The sequence below is a fragment of the Pseudomonas sp. ACN5 genome (assembly GCF_002303975.1).
Classification (GTDB): Bacteria; Pseudomonadota; Gammaproteobacteria; order Pseudomonadales; family Pseudomonadaceae; genus Aquipseudomonas; species Aquipseudomonas laurylsulfatiphila.
The window spans coordinates 278,930-295,575 of sequence record NZ_MRCP01000004.1 but is presented as its reverse complement, the minus strand read 5'-3'; the positions used below and the strand labels follow the sequence as shown (position 1 = coordinate 295,575).

The following is a 16,646-nucleotide window of genomic DNA, read 5'->3' as shown; positions in this document are numbered from 1 at the left end:
CCCACCGGGTGCCTCCCCCCATGATGACCTTGCGTCAGATCCGCCATTTCATCGCTGTGGCCGAGACCGGTTCGATCTCCGCCGCCGCACAAACCGCGTTCATTTCCCAGTCGACCCTGACCCTGGCCATCCAGCAGCTGGAGGAGGAAATCGGCGTCAGCCTGTTCAGCCGCCACGCCAAGGGCATGACCCTGACCCATCAGGGCCATCAATTCCTGCGCCAGGCGCACTTGATCCTGGCCACCGTGGATAACGCCAAGCGCAGCCTGCAACAGAGCACCGACCAGGTTGCCGGGCAATTGATCGTCGGCGTGACCAGCCTGGTGGCCGGTTACTACCTGGCGGATTTGCTCACTCGCTTCCAGCGCGCCTACCCCAACGTGGAAATCCGCGTGATGGAAGATGAGCGCCCGTACATCGAGCATTTGCTGGTCAGCGGCGAGATCGATGTCGGCGTGCTGATCCTCTCCAACCTCGAAGACCGTCACGCCTTGCAGACCGAAGTGCTGACCCACTCGCCGCACCGGCTATGGCTGCCGGCCCAGCATCCCTTGCTGGAACACGACAGCATCAACCTCGCCGATGTGGCCCGCGAGCCATTGATTCAACTGAACGTCGATGAAATGGACCGCAACGCCCAGCGCATGTGGTCAGCCGCCTCTTTGCAACCGCGCATCACCCTGCGCACGGCCTCGACCGAAGCGGTGCGAAGCCTGGTGGCCGCCGGCCTGGGGGTATCGATCCAACCCGACATGACCTATCGCCCGTGGTCGCTGGAGGGCGACATCATCGAAGCGCGGCCGATTGCCGACCTCAGCCAGACCCTGGATGTCGGCCTCGCCTGGCGTCGCGGCACGGCCCGGCCGGCGCTGGTAGACCCGTTCCTGACGGTCGCCCGCGAACAACCCCATGGCGGGCGCAAGCCATCTATTTAATCGAACGCCACCTTCAGTATTTAGTATTTGTTGTCCTCGGGCCCGCGAACTAGTCTTGTTACATCTATATAAGACGGCCGGGTCCCAATCACTGGGAACACCATGGCCACACAAGAAAAGAGAACCCGAAAAATGGCTGGCGCGCAGACCCCGTTGTTCACCGCATTGTTGATCGATGGTGAATTAGTCGCCGGTCAAGGCTGTGTCGAGCCGATTCTCAACCCGGCCACCGGCGAAATCATCACGCAAATCGCCGAAGCCAGCACCGAGCAAGTCGAAGCCGCGATCCTCGCCGCCCACCGCGCGTTTGCCGGTTGGTCACGGACCACGCCACAGCAACGTTCGAACCTGTTGCTGGACATCGCCAACGCCATCGAAAAAAACGCCGACCTGCTGGCCCGCCTCGAGTCCATGAACTGCGGCAAGCCGTTGCACCTGGCCCGCCAGGATGACCTGAGCGCCACGGTCGACGTGTTCCGCTTCTTCGCCGGTGCCGTGCGTTGCCAGACCGGCCAGCTCAGCGGCGAATACCTGCCGGGCTACACCAGCATGGTGCGCCGCGATCCTATCGGGGTCGTGGCGTCGATCGCGCCGTGGAACTACCCGATCATGATGGCCGCGTGGAAAATCGCCCCGGCCCTCGCCGCCGGCAACACCCTGGTGTTCAAACCGTCGGAACACACGCCGCTGTCGATCCTGGCCCTGGCACCCGCGCTGGCCGAGATCCTGCCACGGGGTGTGATCAACATCGTTTGCGGGGGTGGCGAAGGCGTCGGCAGCCACCTGGTGAGCCACCCTAAAGTGCGCATGGTGTCGCTGACCGGCGATATCGTCACCGGGCAAAAAATCCTCCAGGCCGCATCGAAAACCCTCAAGCGTACCCACCTCGAACTCGGCGGCAAGGCTCCGGTGATCGTCTGCAACGATGCCGACATTCAGGCCGTGGTCGAAGGTGTGCGCACTTATGGCTACTACAACGCCGGCCAGGATTGCACCGCCGCTTGCCGCATTTATGCCCAGGCCGGGATTCACGACCGTCTGGTGGCCGAGCTCGGCGCGGCCGTCAGCAGCCTGCGCTTCGCCGGCAAGCGCGACGCCGACAACGAAATCGGCCCGCTGATCAGCACCCGCCAGCGCGACCGCGTGGCCAGCTTTGTCGAACGCGCCCTCGGCCAGCCGCACATCGAGCGGGTGACCGGCGCGGCCGTGCATTCCGGCGCCGGTTTCTATTACCAGCCGACCCTGCTGGCCGGCTGCAAGCAAGGCGATGAGATCGTCCAGCGCGAAGTGTTCGGACCGGTGGTCACCGTGACCCGTTTCGATGAACTGGAACAAGCGGTGGACTGGGCCAACGATTCGGAATACGGCCTGGCGTCGTCGGTCTGGACCCAGAACCTCGACAAGGCCATGCAGGTCGCGGCGCGCCTGCAGTACGGCTGCACCTGGATCAACAGCCATTTCATGCTGGTCAGCGAAATGCCCCATGGCGGCCTGAAGCGTTCGGGCTACGGCAAGGACCTGTCCAGCGATTCGCTTCAGGACTACAGCGTGGTGCGGCACATCATGGCACGGCATGGACAGGAGCTTTAAGCGGCAAGCTACAAGCTACAAGCTACAAGCCAAAGCAGATCGCTGTTCCTTGCAGCTTGAAGCTTGCCGCTTGCAGCTACTCTTAACAAAAACCTAAAAAACAAAGAGGTGTGTCCCATGTTCGTGCACAAGACCGCACTGCTCAGTGCAATCACCACCGCGCTGCTGGCCAGTGCCAGCCTCCAGGCCGCCGAGCCGCTCAAAGCTGTCGGGGCTGGCGAGGGCCAACTGGATATTGTGGCCTGGCCTGGCTACATCGAACGTGGCGAGAGCGACAAGGCCTACGACTGGGTGACCGGTTTCGAGAAGGAAACCGGCTGCAAGGTCAACGTCAAGACCGCGGCCACTTCCGATGAAATGGTCAGTCTGATGGCCAAGGGTGGTTACGATCTGGTGACGGCGTCGGGCGACGCCTCCCTGCGCCTGATCGTCGGCAAGCGTGTACAGCCGATCAACACCGCGTTGATCCCGAACTGGAAAAACCTCGACCCGCGCCTCAAGGATGCACCCTGGTACGTGGTCAACAAGCAGACCTACGGCACCCCCTATCAGTGGGGCCCGAACGTGCTGATGTACAACACCAACGTGTTCAAGACCGCGCCGACCACCTGGGGCGTGCTGTTCAATGCCGAAAACCTGCCGGACGGCAAGCCGAACAAGGGCCGCGTGCAAGCCTATGACGGCCCGATCTACATCGCCGACGCGGCGCTTTACCTGAAAACCGCCAAACCGGAACTGGGCATCCAGAGCCCGTATGAACTGACCGAGGCCCAGTACAAGGCCGTGCTCGACCTGCTGCGCGCCCAGCAGCCGTTGATCCACCGCTACTGGCACGACACCACCGTGCAAATGAGTGACTTCAAGAACGAAGGCGTGGTCGCCTCCGGCGCGTGGCCGTATCAGGTCAACGGCCTGATGAACGAGAAACAGCCCATCGCCTCGACCATCCCGAAAGAAGGCGCCACCGGTTGGGCCGACACCACCATGATGCACAGCGAGGCCAAGCACCCGAACTGCGCCTACAAGTGGATGGACTGGTCGCTGCAACCGAAAGTCCAGGGCGACGTAGCGGCGTGGTTCGGCTCGCTGCCAGCGGTCCCTGCGGCGTGCAAGGAGAGCGAACTGCTCGGCGCCGAAGGCTGCAAGACCAACGGTTTCGACCAGTTCGACAAGATCGCCTTCTGGAAAACCCCACAAGCTGAAGGCGGCAAGTTCGTGCCGTACAGCCGCTGGACCCAGGACTACATCGCGATCATGGGCGGCAGGTAGTTTGTGAGATGACACCGCCCCTGTGGGAGCGGGCTTGCTCGCGAAGAGGCCATCACATCCAGCATTGATGTTGCCTGACACACTGCATTCGCGAGCAAGCCCGCTCCCACAGGGGGAAATCTACAACCAACACACCGTATTCGATTCAGCTTTTTCAGAAGTCCAGGCAGGGCCGCTGCGACGGCCTTCGCCTTTTTGGAGCACCGCACCATGACGCTTGCAGTCCAGTTCACCAACGTTTCCCGTCAATTCGGCGAAGTGAAAGCCGTAGACCGGGTTTCCATCGACATCCAGGACGGCGAGTTCTTCTCCATGCTGGGGCCTTCCGGCTCGGGCAAGACCACCTGCTTGCGCCTGATCGCCGGTTTCGAACAACCGAGCGCAGGCTCCATCCGTATTCATGGCGAAGAGGCCGCCGGCCTGCCGCCGTACCAGCGTGACGTGAACACCGTATTCCAGGATTACGCGCTGTTCCCGCACATGAACGTTCGCGACAACGTCGCCTACGGTTTGAAAGTCAAAGGCGTGGGCAAGGCCGAACGTCTGAAACGCGCCGAAGAAGCCCTCGATATGGTCGCCCTCGGCGGCTATGGCGACCGCAAGCCGGTGCAGCTTTCCGGTGGTCAGCGCCAGCGTGTGGCCCTGGCCCGCGCCCTGGTCAACCGTCCTCGCGTACTCTTGCTCGACGAGCCACTCGGCGCACTCGACCTGAAACTGCGCGAGCAAATGCAGAGCGAGCTGAAAAAACTGCAGCGCCAGCTCGGCATCACCTTCATCTTCGTCACCCACGACCAGACCGAAGCGCTGTCGATGTCCGACCGCGTGGCGGTGTTCAACAAGGGCCGCATCGAACAGGTCGACAGCCCGCGCAACCTGTACATGAAACCGGCCACCACCTTCGTGGCGGAATTCGTCGGCACCTCCAACGTGATTCGCGGTGACCTGGCCAGGCAGCTCAGTGGCAATCCACAGCCGTTCTCGATTCGCCCGGAACACGTGCGTTTCGCCGAAGGCCCGCTGGCCAGCCACGAAATCGAAGTCACCGGCTTGCTCCACGACATCCAGTACCAGGGCAGCGCCACCCGCTATGAACTGAAACTGGAAAACGGCCAGACCCTGAACATCAGCCAGGCCAACAATCAGTGGCTGGACACCAGCGCACAACACCAGACCGGTCAGCGCATCAGCGCGCGTTGGGCACGCGAAGCCATGATCCCGTTGCACGACACCGTTGCAGGCGGGGTGTGAGATGAACACCGTAGCCATCCCTCAATCGCCGGCCAGCGGCTCGCTGCTGCGCAGGTTTTCCAACCTGCTGTATCGTCGGCCGAATTTTTACCTGTCGCTCCTGCTGGTACCGCCGCTGCTGTGGTTCGGCGCGATCTACCTGGGTTCGTTGCTGGTTCTGCTGTGGCAAGGTTTCTACACCTTCGATGACTTCACCATGGCGGTCACTCCCGACCTGACCCTGGCCAACTTCACCGCGCTGTTCCAGCCGTCGAACTTCGACATCATCCTGCGCACTCTGGGCATGGCGATTGCCGTGTCGATTGCCAGCGCCATCGTCGCATTCCCGATCGCCTACTACATGGCGCGCTACACCACGGGCAAGACCAAAGCGTTTTTCTACATCGCGGTGATGATGCCGATGTGGGCCAGTTACATCGTCAAGGCCTACGCCTGGACACTGCTGCTGGCCAAGGGCGGCGTGGCACAGTGGTTCGTGCAGCACCTGGGGCTGGAACCGGTCCTGCAGTTCGTGTTGGGGATTCCAGGCGTCGGCGGCAGCACCTTGTCGACCTCGCACCTGGGCCGTTTCATGGTGTTCGTCTACATCTGGCTGCCGTTCATGATCCTGCCGATCCAGGCTTCGCTGGAACGCCTGCCGCCCTCGCTGCTGCAAGCCTCCGCCGACCTCGGGGCCAAGCCGCGCCAGACCTTCATGCAAGTGATTCTGCCGCTGTCGATCCCGGGCATTGCCGCCGGTTCGATCTTCACCTTCTCGCTGACCCTGGGCGATTTCATCGTGCCGCAACTGATCGGCCCGCCCGGCTACTTCGTCGGCAGCATGGTGTATGCCCAGCAAGGCGCCATCGGCAACATGCCCATGGCCGCAGCGTTCACCCTGGTGCCGATCGTGCTGATCGCCATCTATCTGTCCATCGTCAAACGTCTGGGGGCCTTCGATGCACTCTGAAAAAGCATCTCTCGGGCTACGCATCGCGGCCTGGGGCGGATTGGTGTTCCTGCACTTCCCGATCCTGATCATCTTCCTGTACGCCTTCAACACCGAAGACGCGGCGTTCAGCTTTCCGCCCAAGGGCTTCACTTGGAAGTGGATCGGCGTGGCGTTCTCCCGGCCGGACGTGCTCGAAGCCATCAAGCTGTCGTTGCAGATCGCCTCGATTGCCACGCTGATTGCCATGGTCCTTGGCACGCTGGCTTCGGCGGCACTGTACCGCCGAGACTTCTTCGGCAAGCAGGGCATCTCGCTGATGCTGATCCTGCCGATCGCCCTGCCGGGGATCATCACCGGGATCGCGTTGCTGGCAACCTTCAAGACACTGGGCATCGAGCCGGGGATGTTCACCATCATCGTCGGCCACGCGACCTTCTGCGTGGTGATCGTCTACAACAACGTCATCGCCCGCTTGCGCCGTACGTCCCACAGCTTGATCGAGGCCTCGATGGACCTCGGCGCCGACGGCTGGCAGACCTTCCGCTACATCATCCTGCCGAACCTCGGCTCGGCGTTGCTGGCCGGCGGCATGCTGGCGTTTGCCCTGTCGTTCGACGAAATCATCGTCACCACCTTCACCGCCGGCCATGAACGGACCCTGCCGCTGTGGCTGCTCAACCAGCTGAGCCGCCCACGGGACGTGCCGGTGACCAACGTCGTGGCGATGCTGGTGATGATCGTGACCATGCTGCCGATCCTTGGCGCCTATTACCTGACCCGTGGCGGTGAAAGCGTTGCGGGCAGTGGCGGCAAGTAACTGACAACTCAACTCCCAATGGGGGAACCGGATCCTGTGGGAGCGGGCTTGCTCGCGAAGAGGCCATCACATTCAACAATGATGGCGACTGATAAACCGCTTTCGCGAGCAAGCCCGCTCCCACATTTTGGCCGGTTTCCACAGAGAAAAAACAACAGTTCCGAAGAGGACAACGCCATGCAAACCAAACTCTTGATCAACGGCCAACTGCAAGACGGCGAAGGCCCTGCCCAACCGGTGTTCAACCCCGCGCTGGGTCGTGTGCTGGTGGAAATCAACGAAGCCAGCGAAGCCCAGGTCGATGCCGCCGTACGTGCCGCCGACGCCGCTTTCACCAGCTGGTCGCAGACCCCGCCGAAAGAACGTTCGCTGCTGCTGCTCAAACTCGCCGATGCCATCGAGGCCCACGGCGAAGAGCTGGCCAAACTGGAATCGGACAACTGCGGCAAGCCTTACAGCGCCGCGCTGAACGACGAGATCCCGGCGATTGCCGACGTGTTCCGCTTCTTCGCCGGCGCCAGCCGTTGCATGAGCGGTTCGGCCGGTGGCGAATACCTGCCCGGCCACACCTCGATGATCCGCCGCGACCCGGTGGGCGTGATCGCCTCCATCGCGCCGTGGAACTACCCGCTGATGATGGTCGCCTGGAAAATCGCCCCGGCCCTGGCCGCCGGTAATACCGTGGTGCTCAAGCCGTCGGAACAGACCCCGCTGACTGCGCTACGCCTGGCCGAACTGGCGTCGGACATCTTCCCGGCCGGCGTACTCAACCTGGTGTTCGGCCGCGGTCCTAGCGTCGGCAGCCCGCTGGTCACCCACCCGAAAGTGCGCATGGTGTCGCTGACCGGTTCGATCGCCACCGGCTCGAACATCATTTCCAGCACCGCCGACAGCGTCAAACGCATGCACATGGAACTGGGCGGCAAGGCTCCGGTGATCATCTTCGACGACGCCGACATCGACGCCGCCGTCGAAGGCATCCGCACCTTCGGGTTCTACAACGCCGGTCAGGACTGCACCGCCGCCTGCCGCATCTACGCACAGGAAGGCATCTACGAGAAATTCGTCGAGAAACTCGGTGCTGCCGTCAGCAGCATCAAGTACGGCGTGCAGGACGATCCATCGACCGAACTCGGCCCGCTGATTACCGCACAGCACCGCGACCGCGTGGCCGGTTTCGTCGAACGCGCCATCGCCCAGCCGCACATTCGCCTGATCACTGGCGGCAAGGCTGTCGAGGGCAATGGTTTCTTCTTCGAACCGACGGTGCTGGCCGATGCCCAGCAGGATGACGAGATCGTGCGGCGCGAAGTGTTCGGGCCGGTGGTGTCGGTGACCAGGTTCAGCGATGAAGCGCAGGTGCTGGGCTGGGCCAACGATTCGGACTACGGCCTGGCCTCCTCCGTGTGGACCGCCGATGTCGGCCGCGCCCATCGGATGTCGGCGCGCTTGCAGTACGGCTGCACCTGGGTCAATACGCACTTCATGCTGGTCAGCGAAATGCCTCATGGCGGTCAGAAGTTGTCCGGGTATGGCAAGGACATGTCCATGTACGGGCTGGAGGATTACACCGTTGTGCGGCATGTGATGTTCAAGCACTAAAAGCTTCGCGAGCAAGCCCGCTCCCACAGGAGAGTGCGGTCAACTGTGGGAGCGGGCTTGCTCGCGAATGGGTCACCTCGGTTTCAAGGCAGAAACCGGCAGTACGCACCATCAGGCTTCACCCCAAAGAAGACAAAACAATAACCACCGATCCTGGCGGTGCCCTCAAGGCCCCGTCACGGTTTCGGACATCCGAAATCTGCCGATTTTCCGGAGCAAACACACATGAGTGCATCACCCGATCTCTCTGCAGCCCTTGCCGACAGCGATGCCGAGCAACTGCGCAAACTGGGTTACACCTCCAACTTCAATCGCAGCATGAGCCTGTGGGAAAACTTCGCCCTGGGCTTTACCTACCTGTCCCCGGTCGTCGGGGTTTATACCCTGTTCGGCCTGTGCCTGGCCGCGGGCGGGCCACCGATGTTCTGGGCCTACTTGCTGGTCGGTTGCGGCCAGTTGCTGGTGTGCCTGATCTTCGGCGAAGTGGTTTCGCAGTTCCCGATTTCCGGCGGCGTGTACCCGTGGGCCCGTCGTCTGGTGGGCAAGCGATGGGCGTGGATGGTCGGCTGGATCTACTCCATCGCCCTGTGCGTGACCATCGCGGCGGTTGCCGTGGGTGCCGGTCCGTACCTGGCCGCCATGATGGGTTTTGAACCGAGCAACAACACCAACATCATCATCGCTCTGTTCCTGACGCTGTTCGCCACCCTGGTCAACCTCAGCGGCACCAAAGCGCTGGCGCGCATCGCCATGTTCGGCTTTCTCTGCGAACTGGTGGGCGCGGTGATCGTCGGCGTTTACCTGCTGATCTTCGAGCGTCATCAATCGATCAGCGTGTTGTTCAACACCTTCGATATCAGCATCGATGGCTCGTACCTGCCGGCGTTCCTCACCGCTTCGCTGGCAGGGATGTTCCTGTACTACGGTTTCGAGGCCTGCGGCGATGTGGCCGAAGAAACCCCGAACCCGAGCAAGCAGATTCCGGTAGCGATGCGCATGACCATCTACATCGGCGGCATTGCGGCGATGTTCGCTTGCCTGGCGCTGATCCTCGCCGTACCGGACATGCAAGCGGTGATCAACGGCACCGACAAGGACCCGGTCAGCACTATCCTCAACAACGCGTTCGGGCCGATGGGTTCGAAAGTGGTGATGGGTGTGGTGATGATTTCCTTCATCTCCTGCGTGATCAGCCTGCAAGCGGCGGCCAGTCGCTTGCTGTATTCCTACGCCCGTGACGAAATGGTCATCGGCAGCCGACTGCTGAAGAAGATTTCCCCTACAACGCAGGTTCCGGTTGCCGCGCTGTTCGTGTCCGGTGTCCTGCCCGCACTCATCATCATCCTCGGCTTCTTCCTGCAGGATGCGGTCGCCACCATCGTCAGCTTCGCGGCCATCGGCATCTACCTGGCGTTCCAGATGATCGTGCTCGCGGCCCTGTACGCCCGCATCAAGGGCTGGAAACCGAGCGGCAAATTCACCCTCGGCGCCTGGGGATGGGCGGTGAACATCGGAGCACTGGTCTATGGTGTCGGGGCCATTATCAACATGGCCTGGCCACGGACACCGGATGCCGCGTGGTACATCAACTACGCCATGGTACTGAGCACGGCCATCGTGATTGGCCTGGGCCTGCTCTACATGTGGATCGCCAAACCGTATGACCACGGCACCGCCCCGGCGGGCGATGCCTGGAAAGTCAGCCGGTAACGGCATTCGCCCCGGTGCCGTCGTGGCGCCGGGGCGATCTGAAAAACCAACAAGGAATGAATATGGATATCACCCGCCGCGACTTTCTCAACGGCGTCGCTGTCACCATCGCTGCCGGCATGACCCCTCTGCAACTTCTCCAGGCCGCCCCTGACGGGCGCTACTACCCTCCAACACTGACCGGTCTGCGGGGTAACCACGTCGGCTCGTTCGAAATGGCCCACCAGATGGGGTGGGAGAAAAAGGTCTTCGACACCGACAAACTGCCGATCACCGAGGAATATGACCTGGTGGTGGTAGGAGGCGGCCTCAGCGGACTGTCCGCTGCGTGGTTCTACCGTGAGAAACATCCGAAAGCGCGCATCCTGATTCTGGAAAACCACGACGACTTCGGCGGCCACGCCAAGCGCAATGAATTCTCCGCCGGTGGTCGCATGATCATCGGCTACGGCGGCAGTGAAGCCTTCCAGTCGCCGAATCATCTGTACAGCCAGGAAGTGAACGGCCTGCTGAAGAAACTCGGGGTGAACATCAAACGCTTCGAGACCGCGTTCGATCGCCAGTTCTACCCGGGCCTGGGCCTGTCGCGCGGGGTGTTCTTCGACAAGGAAAACTTCGGCGAAGACAAACTGGTGACCGGCGACCCGACGCCGATGGTGGCCGACGACATCGCCCCGGACCAGTTGCACGCCCGCGCCATCCCGGACTTCATCAACGACTTCCCGCTGCCGCAAGCCGACCGCCAGGCGCTGATCGCCTTGCACATGACGCCCAAGGATTACCTGCCCGGCAAAACCACCGAGGAAAAAACCGCGCACCTGGAAGCCATCAGCTACCAGGATTTCCTGCTCAAGGACGTAGGCCTGTCGGCCCAGGCGGTGAAGTATTTCCAAAGCCGCACCAACGACTTCATGGCCCTGAGCATCGATGCGGTCGCCGCGTCCGACGCCTACTCAGTCGGTTTCCCAGGCTTCAGCGCGATGAATCTGCAGCCGATCAGCGAAGAAGCCCAGGCGGAAATGGAAGAGCCCTATATCTACCACTTCCCCGACGGCAACGCCTCGCTGGCGCGCTTGCTGGTGCGCAGCCTGATCCCGGCCGTGGCACCGGGGCACACCATGGACGATATCGTCCTCGCCCCGTTCGACTACGCCCAACTCGATCAGGCCAAAACCCCGGTGCACATCCGCCTCAACAGCACAGCGGTGAGCGTGCGCAACGTCGGCAGCGGCGTGAACGTCGGCTACAGCCGCGGCGGCCAGCTCAGCCAGGTGCGCGGCAAGCACTGCATCATGGCCTGCTACAACATGATCATTCCGTACCTGCTGCGCGACCTGCCGCCGGAGCAATCCCACGCCCTGAGCCAGAACGTGAAGTTCCCGCTGGTGTACACCAAGGTCGTGATCCGCAACTGGCAGTCGTTCCAGAAGCTCGGCGTGCACGAAATCTATGCGGTGACCCAACCCTACAGCCGGATCAAACTCGACTATCCGGTAAGCATGGGCGGCTACAACCACCCGAAAGACCCGACGCAGCCGATCGGCCTGCACATGGTCTACGTGCCCACCAGCCCCAACAGCGGCATGAACGCCCGCGACCAGGCCCGCGCCGGCCGTGGCCGCCTGTACGGCCAGAGCTTCGAACAACTGGAAGCGCAACTGCGTGACCAGCTGCAACGCATGCTCGGCCCTGGTGGCTTCAACCACCAAACCGACATCCTCGCCATCACCGTCAACCGCTGGTCACACGGCTACGCGTACTTCTCCAACAGCCTGTTCGACGATGCCGACGAAAGCGAAAAACTGATGAACCTGGCCCGTCAGCCGGTTGGACGGGTGAGCATCGCCAACTCGGACGCGGCGTGGAGTGCGTATGCCCATGCGGCGATCGATGAGGCGTATCGGGCGGTGGGGGAAGTGGGCTGATTGAGCACCCTGCCCGCAGCGATGCGGGCAGGGTTTGATGTTAAATCGGTTGCGGCTTGGAGAGGCTTTCGAATTCATCCATTAGCAAGTGGATTTCGGTGCTGGGGTTTGGCTCGCCGCTGATGGCAACGTCCTCGAGGATCTTCGGTGCCAAGGTTCTTGCCGTTTGGAACGGCGCTCCCAACAGCTGGGCAAAGTAGTTGATGTCTTTGCCCTTCTCATATTTTTCCATGGTTGGCTTTTCTCGCAAACTCTTGCTCACCAACTCGCCAGGGGAATGTTTCCCGACAGCTCTGAAGGGTTTTCGGTTGAAACCAAAGTGCAGCAGTAGCCAAAACTCAAAACAGGGATACGATGCAATGACTTTGATCTTTGGATGAGGCTGCGCAACATTCAATGCACGCTGAAAGCAAAGGTGTGTATCTCGATCCAATACACAAAACACTTTGTCGAAGTACTTCTGCCGGCTGATTGCTCGCTCAACAATGCCACTCGGATGTGTGACGCCGCAGTGAGCAATTTCCACCTGGGCCTTGGCCCGAAAATAAAAGGCAGCCTCCTCCAGATAGCGTTTTCCTGACTTGCTGTCTTCACAGAGCACCAACACCTTAGGTTGAGGCTTGTACCCTGAACGCCTGCGATCAAATGACTTGCCTGAACTCACCATTGCTCAGCCCTGCCTTATCAACGGTAGCCCGCGATAACGGCCTTCAAAGTAGCGCTTCTCGACATCCTCACTTTCGCCCCCCTCAAAATCGTGAATGGAAAACAAACTGGTCGCGCCGTTGGCATCACGTTCGGTAATCCAGAACTGATCCCGCCGCAAAATCTTTTCGTTCATCAGATGAGTATCGTGCGTTGTAAAAATCAGCTGAGTATCGAGGCCACTGTCCAGATGCTTGTCGATCAAGTCAGCGACGATGTCGGGATGAAGGCTGCTGTTGAGTTCATCGACACAAAGCACTCCACTGCCCCCCGCTTGATTCATCATGAACCAGGGCAACCAAAAGCCAATCAGGTTCTTTGTACCGCACGACTCCTCCGAAAAATCAAACTCCGCAGTACCTAAATGACTGGAATGTGTGAGGGTCACCTTGTTCTTTTGAACTGCCGCGAAGATCTCCTTCAGGGTAGGTTCTTTATTGTTCTGAATGGCATCGACCTCGTCTGAATTTAGCTCAATGATAGAGACCGGAATGTCCAATGCCTTGAGAAAGTCCCGAAGATCGTTCGTATGGCTCGATACCATCTGAAGAAATCGGATCGACGCCGTCGACAGCTCCATCATGCTGTTCTGCTCGACCACGAGAAGTCCGGTTTGGAACCAACTGAACGGCATTCGCAACTGAGTCATTTCTTCATTGCTGTTCTTCACGGCCTGCGCGAGGAAGAGCATTTTTGGGCTCGTCAGACGCCGCCAGGCGCCATGCACTTCTTTCCCGCCCTCCAGCGCCGTCCCGAAAACATAACGCTCCCCTTCGGCGTCGAATTGGCGGTCATACAGAAGCGTTTCGGTCCCTCCTGGATAAGAGAGCAACTGCTCTTGGACGATCCGCTGCCCAGTTAACCCCAGCACAAACCGATAGCGCTGCCCTCCTTGAATGAAGTTGTATTCAAATACACTGGGCGCATCCTTCAACGCGCGATCAAAACGAAAAGGCGAAACCGATAGCAACGCGTCACTTGGATTGGTTTCCATGACAAGCAAGCGCCCTACGACCCCCATCGCGCGGACCAATGAAGACTTGCCGGAAGCATTTGGGCCGTAAATCGCAGCCACCTTCAACAGGTCGGGGAGTTTTTCTGCGCAGGGCGGCTTGAATGTATTACGCGTTTTGCTCAGGAGAGGAGTCGCCGCCATGGACAAGGTTTGCTTGTCACGGAACGAGCGGTAATTGGAAACCGAGAATTCGATCAGCATGGAAAAAACCTGCAGTTCGTTTGCTGGACTCGAATACATAAAGGAAAAAATGCGCTTCAGGTGCCGCTTCTCTGCAGCCAATGCAAAAACAGGAAAATCCTACAGATCGAACCTTCGAATACCGGCGCCGATTCCTACAACAAGCGTCGCCAGAGTAGACTTGGCGCCGCGAGCGCCTGACCGATAGGCTTCAATCCGTCGCTGCCAAATCAGCGACCCGGAGTCGAAGCCGGAACATATCAACATGGCGCATCCGCGCCCCCATATGAGCTGGGGCATTTTTTTGCCTTTCAGTTTCGCGTTATGGCGGGCCGTGTGGCGCGGGCCTCTCGGCTTCCATGTTGATCGAGAATGTTCCGACTTCGAACGCCGCACGGTCCGCCACCCAAATCTGTCGAAGGATTAGTGGCGGCTCCTTTTTCAACATGGAGTCGAAAAATGCACAAGCACACATCACATCCGACTGAAATTCCTTCCTGCTTCATCCCTAAAGTCTTCACCCGCCACAACCGCTTCCTCCATGCCTTCATGCAAAACAACCAAGCCTGGTTCTGCGCCCAGGATCTGGGTCGCTTGATGGGCAAACCACTCAATGAACGCCTGACCCTGAAACTCGATCCCGACCAACGTCGCAGCGTCTGTCTGCTCAAGGACGGCAAAACGGTCGAAACACTGATGGTCAGCGAATCAGGCATGTACGCCTTGCTGGTTCACCACTTCGTCCCGGAAAACCGTAACCTGCGCCAGTGGTTGAGCAACGAAGTCATACCCATGATGCGGGAAACCAGCACCACACCTGTGGAAATCCGCCCGAGCCTGAGTTCAGTGCATTGGGCCGGCGTCACTGTGCCGCTGCTGCACTGGCAACAACAGGCCTGGGTGAAGTGGCGTGATGTGCCTGAGCTGATGCATGGACAGCGACCTTCTCCGGCTTCCAGGGCTTGAATACATGACCTGTGGCGAGGGAGCTTGCTCCCGCTGGACTGCGAAGCAGTCCTCGCTTTGAAGGTAAAGCGAGGACCGCTGCGCGCCCCAGCGGGAGCAAGCTCCCTCGCCACAGCAAGTTGATGGATCTGGCTACCGTAAAAGCCAAATGGCTCTCACGGTAACCCGCCCTGCTTCAAAACCGCGAAACACTCCTCATCGCATCCACCAGATACCTCATCGCGATCCTGTCGCTTTCCGACAGCTCCCTATACCGCTCCACCAGTTTCATTTCCTCGTTATTAAGCCGGCGCCTGCGTCGCCCGATGGCCAGGCACGGAAAGATTCCCAACATTTCGGTGATGCCTTGTACTTTCGACATGGACGATGTCCTTCTCTATACGTCAAAGAAAACTGCAAAAAACCGCATCGCCCTATCCCTTTTTCAGCAGCCGCTGGGGGCCCGCTGAACCGCACCGGTCCGAAGGGCATAAACCGGTCATGTGCACAGAATAGAAATATTCCGGGCGCTGAAAAGCGGTTTTTAGAGTAATTAGTCGAAAAAAGCAGAAATGCCCTGTAAATCAGAAACCCCTGTTGATGTTTAGGAATTAAGTCTGTCGCAGGGAAATTAAGTCTGTCGAGAATACAATGAGTGGCTACGCCTCCATTGAATCGAGCAAGGTCAGACGGTATAAAATACTTAGGTACCAAGGTAACGCCAAAAATAGAAAAAGCGGCATTGCCACAATCGAAATCAAGGCATTAATTTTGAAAGAGCTATTTATTGGTATTACCCCACTACCTGGTGAGACACTTAATAGTTTTTTGTCGAGGCATCACCTTTACTCCTGTAATTCGCAATCGAGAGCGACATTATCCAACGTGCTTGGATACATACCCGCCTCAAATAGCTGGAGTAGTTATATGCTCCAGAGGCTAGCTACATATATGGGTGGCGGGCTTGATACTTTTAAGAAATTAATAAGCTACAACACACTCCACCACCAGAACTTTCTGACCTCGCACAACTCCAACACAATTATCGAAAAACTTTACCGAACAAAAAAAACAAACCTATTGTTTTTTGAACAAAAAGCAAAACATTTCAGAATATGCATTACCTGTTGGCATAACGACATACAAACTTTGGGATATGGCTTTATCAAAACCCAGCATCAAACAACAGAGGTTAAAGTTTGCGCCGATCACGGCGTCGCCCTAATTGATAAATGCCAAGGATGTAAAAAACACTTCTTGGATAGTGAGTTTATTTTTGACTTACCATGGAGGGGATGTTGCTGTGGGTGGACTATACAAAACTTGCAGTCACCCACTATTTCTGAATACAACAAATTAGATCTGGACATTTCCAGACTAGCCGCATTCCAACTAAACACTCACTTCCAAATTGGAGTGATAAGCCTTGAAGACACCTATCATTTCAGAGCCAAAGAACTCGATGTAAAAGCGGACAAAAAACACATTATAGAATATATCTTTTTCTCCGCCGAGATGAAATATGGCTTAGAGACTCTCAAGCAATCAATACCAGACTACCTGAGGTTAAAACATATAGCCACCCAGGAACTACCACCACAGCTTATACTTTCTCCAGGTAGCTCGTGGACATTTCATATGCTTGCTTTTTTAAGCTTAACTAAAAACGTGGAAGCCGCTAGTTTACTTATGAAAAAAACTCAATTTTCGTCAAATCTAATCGACGACAACCAATATCAACCAGAACAAAAACCATTGACTTATTAAAATGAGC

The 16,646-nt window shown here is 58.7% G+C and carries 14 protein-coding genes; 11 read left to right on the top strand and 3 right to left on the bottom strand.

Annotated elements, in window-relative coordinates; genetic code table 11:
• The first annotated feature begins 20 nt into the window (after positions 1-20).
• The 9 genes from BSF40_RS09985 to BSF40_RS09940 all read left to right on the top strand — a co-directional run bounded on the left by BSF40_RS09985 (position 21) and on the right by BSF40_RS09940 (position 12,027).
• The gene (locus BSF40_RS09985) at positions 21-935 is read left to right on the top strand and encodes a LysR family transcriptional regulator (protein ID WP_007975056.1); all 915 of its coding nucleotides are present in this window, start codon (positions 21-23) and stop codon (positions 933-935) included.
• A gap of 102 nt (positions 936-1,037) precedes the next feature.
• A complete protein-coding gene (locus BSF40_RS09980; protein ID WP_095965001.1) occupies positions 1,038-2,525 on the top strand; it encodes a gamma-aminobutyraldehyde dehydrogenase in 1,488 nt (495 codons plus the stop codon).
• A 117-nt stretch (positions 2,526-2,642) separates the two neighbouring features.
• On the top strand, positions 2,643-3,794 hold the full coding sequence (gene ydcS, locus BSF40_RS09975; protein WP_007975060.1) for a putative ABC transporter substrate-binding protein YdcS: 1,152 nt from the start codon (positions 2,643-2,645) through the stop codon (positions 3,792-3,794).
• Positions 3,795-4,004: 210 nt separating this feature from the next.
• Positions 4,005-5,042, top strand: a complete 1,038-nt coding sequence (locus tag BSF40_RS09965; protein ID WP_095964999.1) for an ABC transporter ATP-binding protein — start codon at positions 4,005-4,007, stop codon at positions 5,040-5,042.
• Position 5,043: 1 nt separating this feature from the next.
• On the top strand, positions 5,044-5,991 hold the full coding sequence (locus tag BSF40_RS09960) for an ABC transporter permease (protein ID WP_095964998.1): 948 nt from the start codon (positions 5,044-5,046) through the stop codon (positions 5,989-5,991).
• Complete coding sequence (locus tag BSF40_RS09955; RefSeq protein WP_015093712.1) at positions 5,981-6,790, top strand: ABC transporter permease; 810 nt, start codon at positions 5,981-5,983, stop codon at positions 6,788-6,790. The genes BSF40_RS09960 and BSF40_RS09955 overlap by 11 nt, the downstream gene beginning before the upstream one ends.
• Positions 6,791-6,967: 177 nt before the next feature.
• Positions 6,968-8,392 (top strand): gamma-aminobutyraldehyde dehydrogenase, encoded by a 1,425-nt coding sequence (locus tag BSF40_RS09950; RefSeq protein WP_095964997.1) that lies wholly within the window; start codon positions 6,968-6,970, stop codon positions 8,390-8,392.
• Positions 8,393-8,617: 225 nt separating this feature from the next.
• Positions 8,618-10,102 (top strand): APC family permease, encoded by a 1,485-nt coding sequence (locus BSF40_RS09945; RefSeq protein ID WP_095964996.1) that lies wholly within the window; start codon positions 8,618-8,620, stop codon positions 10,100-10,102.
• A gap of 62 nt (positions 10,103-10,164) precedes the next feature.
• Complete coding sequence (locus BSF40_RS09940; RefSeq protein WP_095964995.1) at positions 10,165-12,027, top strand: NAD(P)-binding protein; 1,863 nt, start codon at positions 10,165-10,167, stop codon at positions 12,025-12,027.
• Positions 12,028-12,067: 40 nt separating this feature from the next.
• Here BSF40_RS09940 and BSF40_RS09935 read toward each other — a convergent pair whose 3' ends face one another.
• Both BSF40_RS09935 and BSF40_RS09930 read right to left on the bottom strand, forming a co-directional pair.
• Positions 12,068-12,694, bottom strand: a complete 627-nt coding sequence (locus BSF40_RS09935) for an RloB family protein (RefSeq protein ID WP_095964994.1) — start codon at positions 12,692-12,694, stop codon at positions 12,068-12,070.
• Between the two features lie 3 nt (positions 12,695-12,697).
• Entirely contained in the window at positions 12,698-13,948 is a 1,251-nt protein-coding gene (locus tag BSF40_RS09930; RefSeq protein ID WP_015093707.1) for an ATP/GTP-binding protein, read from the bottom strand.
• Positions 13,949-14,386: 438 nt separating this feature from the next.
• On the opposite strand from BSF40_RS09930, the gene BSF40_RS09925 reads away from it, so the two are divergent.
• Entirely contained in the window at positions 14,387-14,893 is a 507-nt protein-coding gene (locus tag BSF40_RS09925) for a Bro-N domain-containing protein (RefSeq protein ID WP_095964993.1), read from the top strand.
• Between the two features lie 175 nt (positions 14,894-15,068).
• On the opposite strand, the gene BSF40_RS09920 is transcribed toward BSF40_RS09925, so the two are convergent.
• Positions 15,069-15,254 (bottom strand): hypothetical protein, encoded by a 186-nt coding sequence (locus BSF40_RS09920; RefSeq protein WP_007975077.1) that lies wholly within the window; start codon positions 15,252-15,254, stop codon positions 15,069-15,071.
• Positions 15,255-15,523: 269 nt separating this feature from the next.
• Here BSF40_RS09920 and BSF40_RS09915 point away from each other — a divergent pair, with 269 nt between their 5' ends.
• The gene (locus tag BSF40_RS09915; protein WP_095964992.1) at positions 15,524-16,639 is read left to right on the top strand and encodes a TniQ family protein; all 1,116 of its coding nucleotides are present in this window, start codon (positions 15,524-15,526) and stop codon (positions 16,637-16,639) included.
• Positions 16,640-16,646 lie beyond the last annotated feature (7 nt).

Coding starts and splice junctions, on each gene's coding strand:
- BSF40_RS09985 (WP_007975056.1), top strand. CDS start 21: ATGATGACCTTGCGTCAGATCCGCCATTTCATCGCTGTGGCCGAGACC.
- BSF40_RS09980 (WP_095965001.1), top strand. CDS start 1,038: ATGGCCACACAAGAAAAGAGAACCCGAAAAATGGCTGGCGCGCAGACC.
- ydcS (WP_007975060.1), top strand. CDS start 2,643: ATGTTCGTGCACAAGACCGCACTGCTCAGTGCAATCACCACCGCGCTG.
- BSF40_RS09965 (WP_095964999.1), top strand. CDS start 4,005: ATGACGCTTGCAGTCCAGTTCACCAACGTTTCCCGTCAATTCGGCGAA.
- BSF40_RS09960 (WP_095964998.1), top strand. CDS start 5,044: ATGAACACCGTAGCCATCCCTCAATCGCCGGCCAGCGGCTCGCTGCTG.
- BSF40_RS09955 (WP_015093712.1), top strand. CDS start 5,981: ATGCACTCTGAAAAAGCATCTCTCGGGCTACGCATCGCGGCCTGGGGC.
- BSF40_RS09950 (WP_095964997.1), top strand. CDS start 6,968: ATGCAAACCAAACTCTTGATCAACGGCCAACTGCAAGACGGCGAAGGC.
- BSF40_RS09945 (WP_095964996.1), top strand. CDS start 8,618: ATGAGTGCATCACCCGATCTCTCTGCAGCCCTTGCCGACAGCGATGCC.
- BSF40_RS09940 (WP_095964995.1), top strand. CDS start 10,165: ATGGATATCACCCGCCGCGACTTTCTCAACGGCGTCGCTGTCACCATC.
- BSF40_RS09935 (WP_095964994.1), bottom strand. CDS start 12,694: ATGGTGAGTTCAGGCAAGTCATTTGATCGCAGGCGTTCAGGGTACAAG.
- BSF40_RS09930 (WP_015093707.1), bottom strand. CDS start 13,948: ATGCTGATCGAATTCTCGGTTTCCAATTACCGCTCGTTCCGTGACAAG.
- BSF40_RS09925 (WP_095964993.1), top strand. CDS start 14,387: ATGCACAAGCACACATCACATCCGACTGAAATTCCTTCCTGCTTCATC.
- BSF40_RS09920 (WP_007975077.1), bottom strand. CDS start 15,254: ATGTCGAAAGTACAAGGCATCACCGAAATGTTGGGAATCTTTCCGTGC.
- BSF40_RS09915 (WP_095964992.1), top strand. CDS start 15,524: ATGAGTGGCTACGCCTCCATTGAATCGAGCAAGGTCAGACGGTATAAA.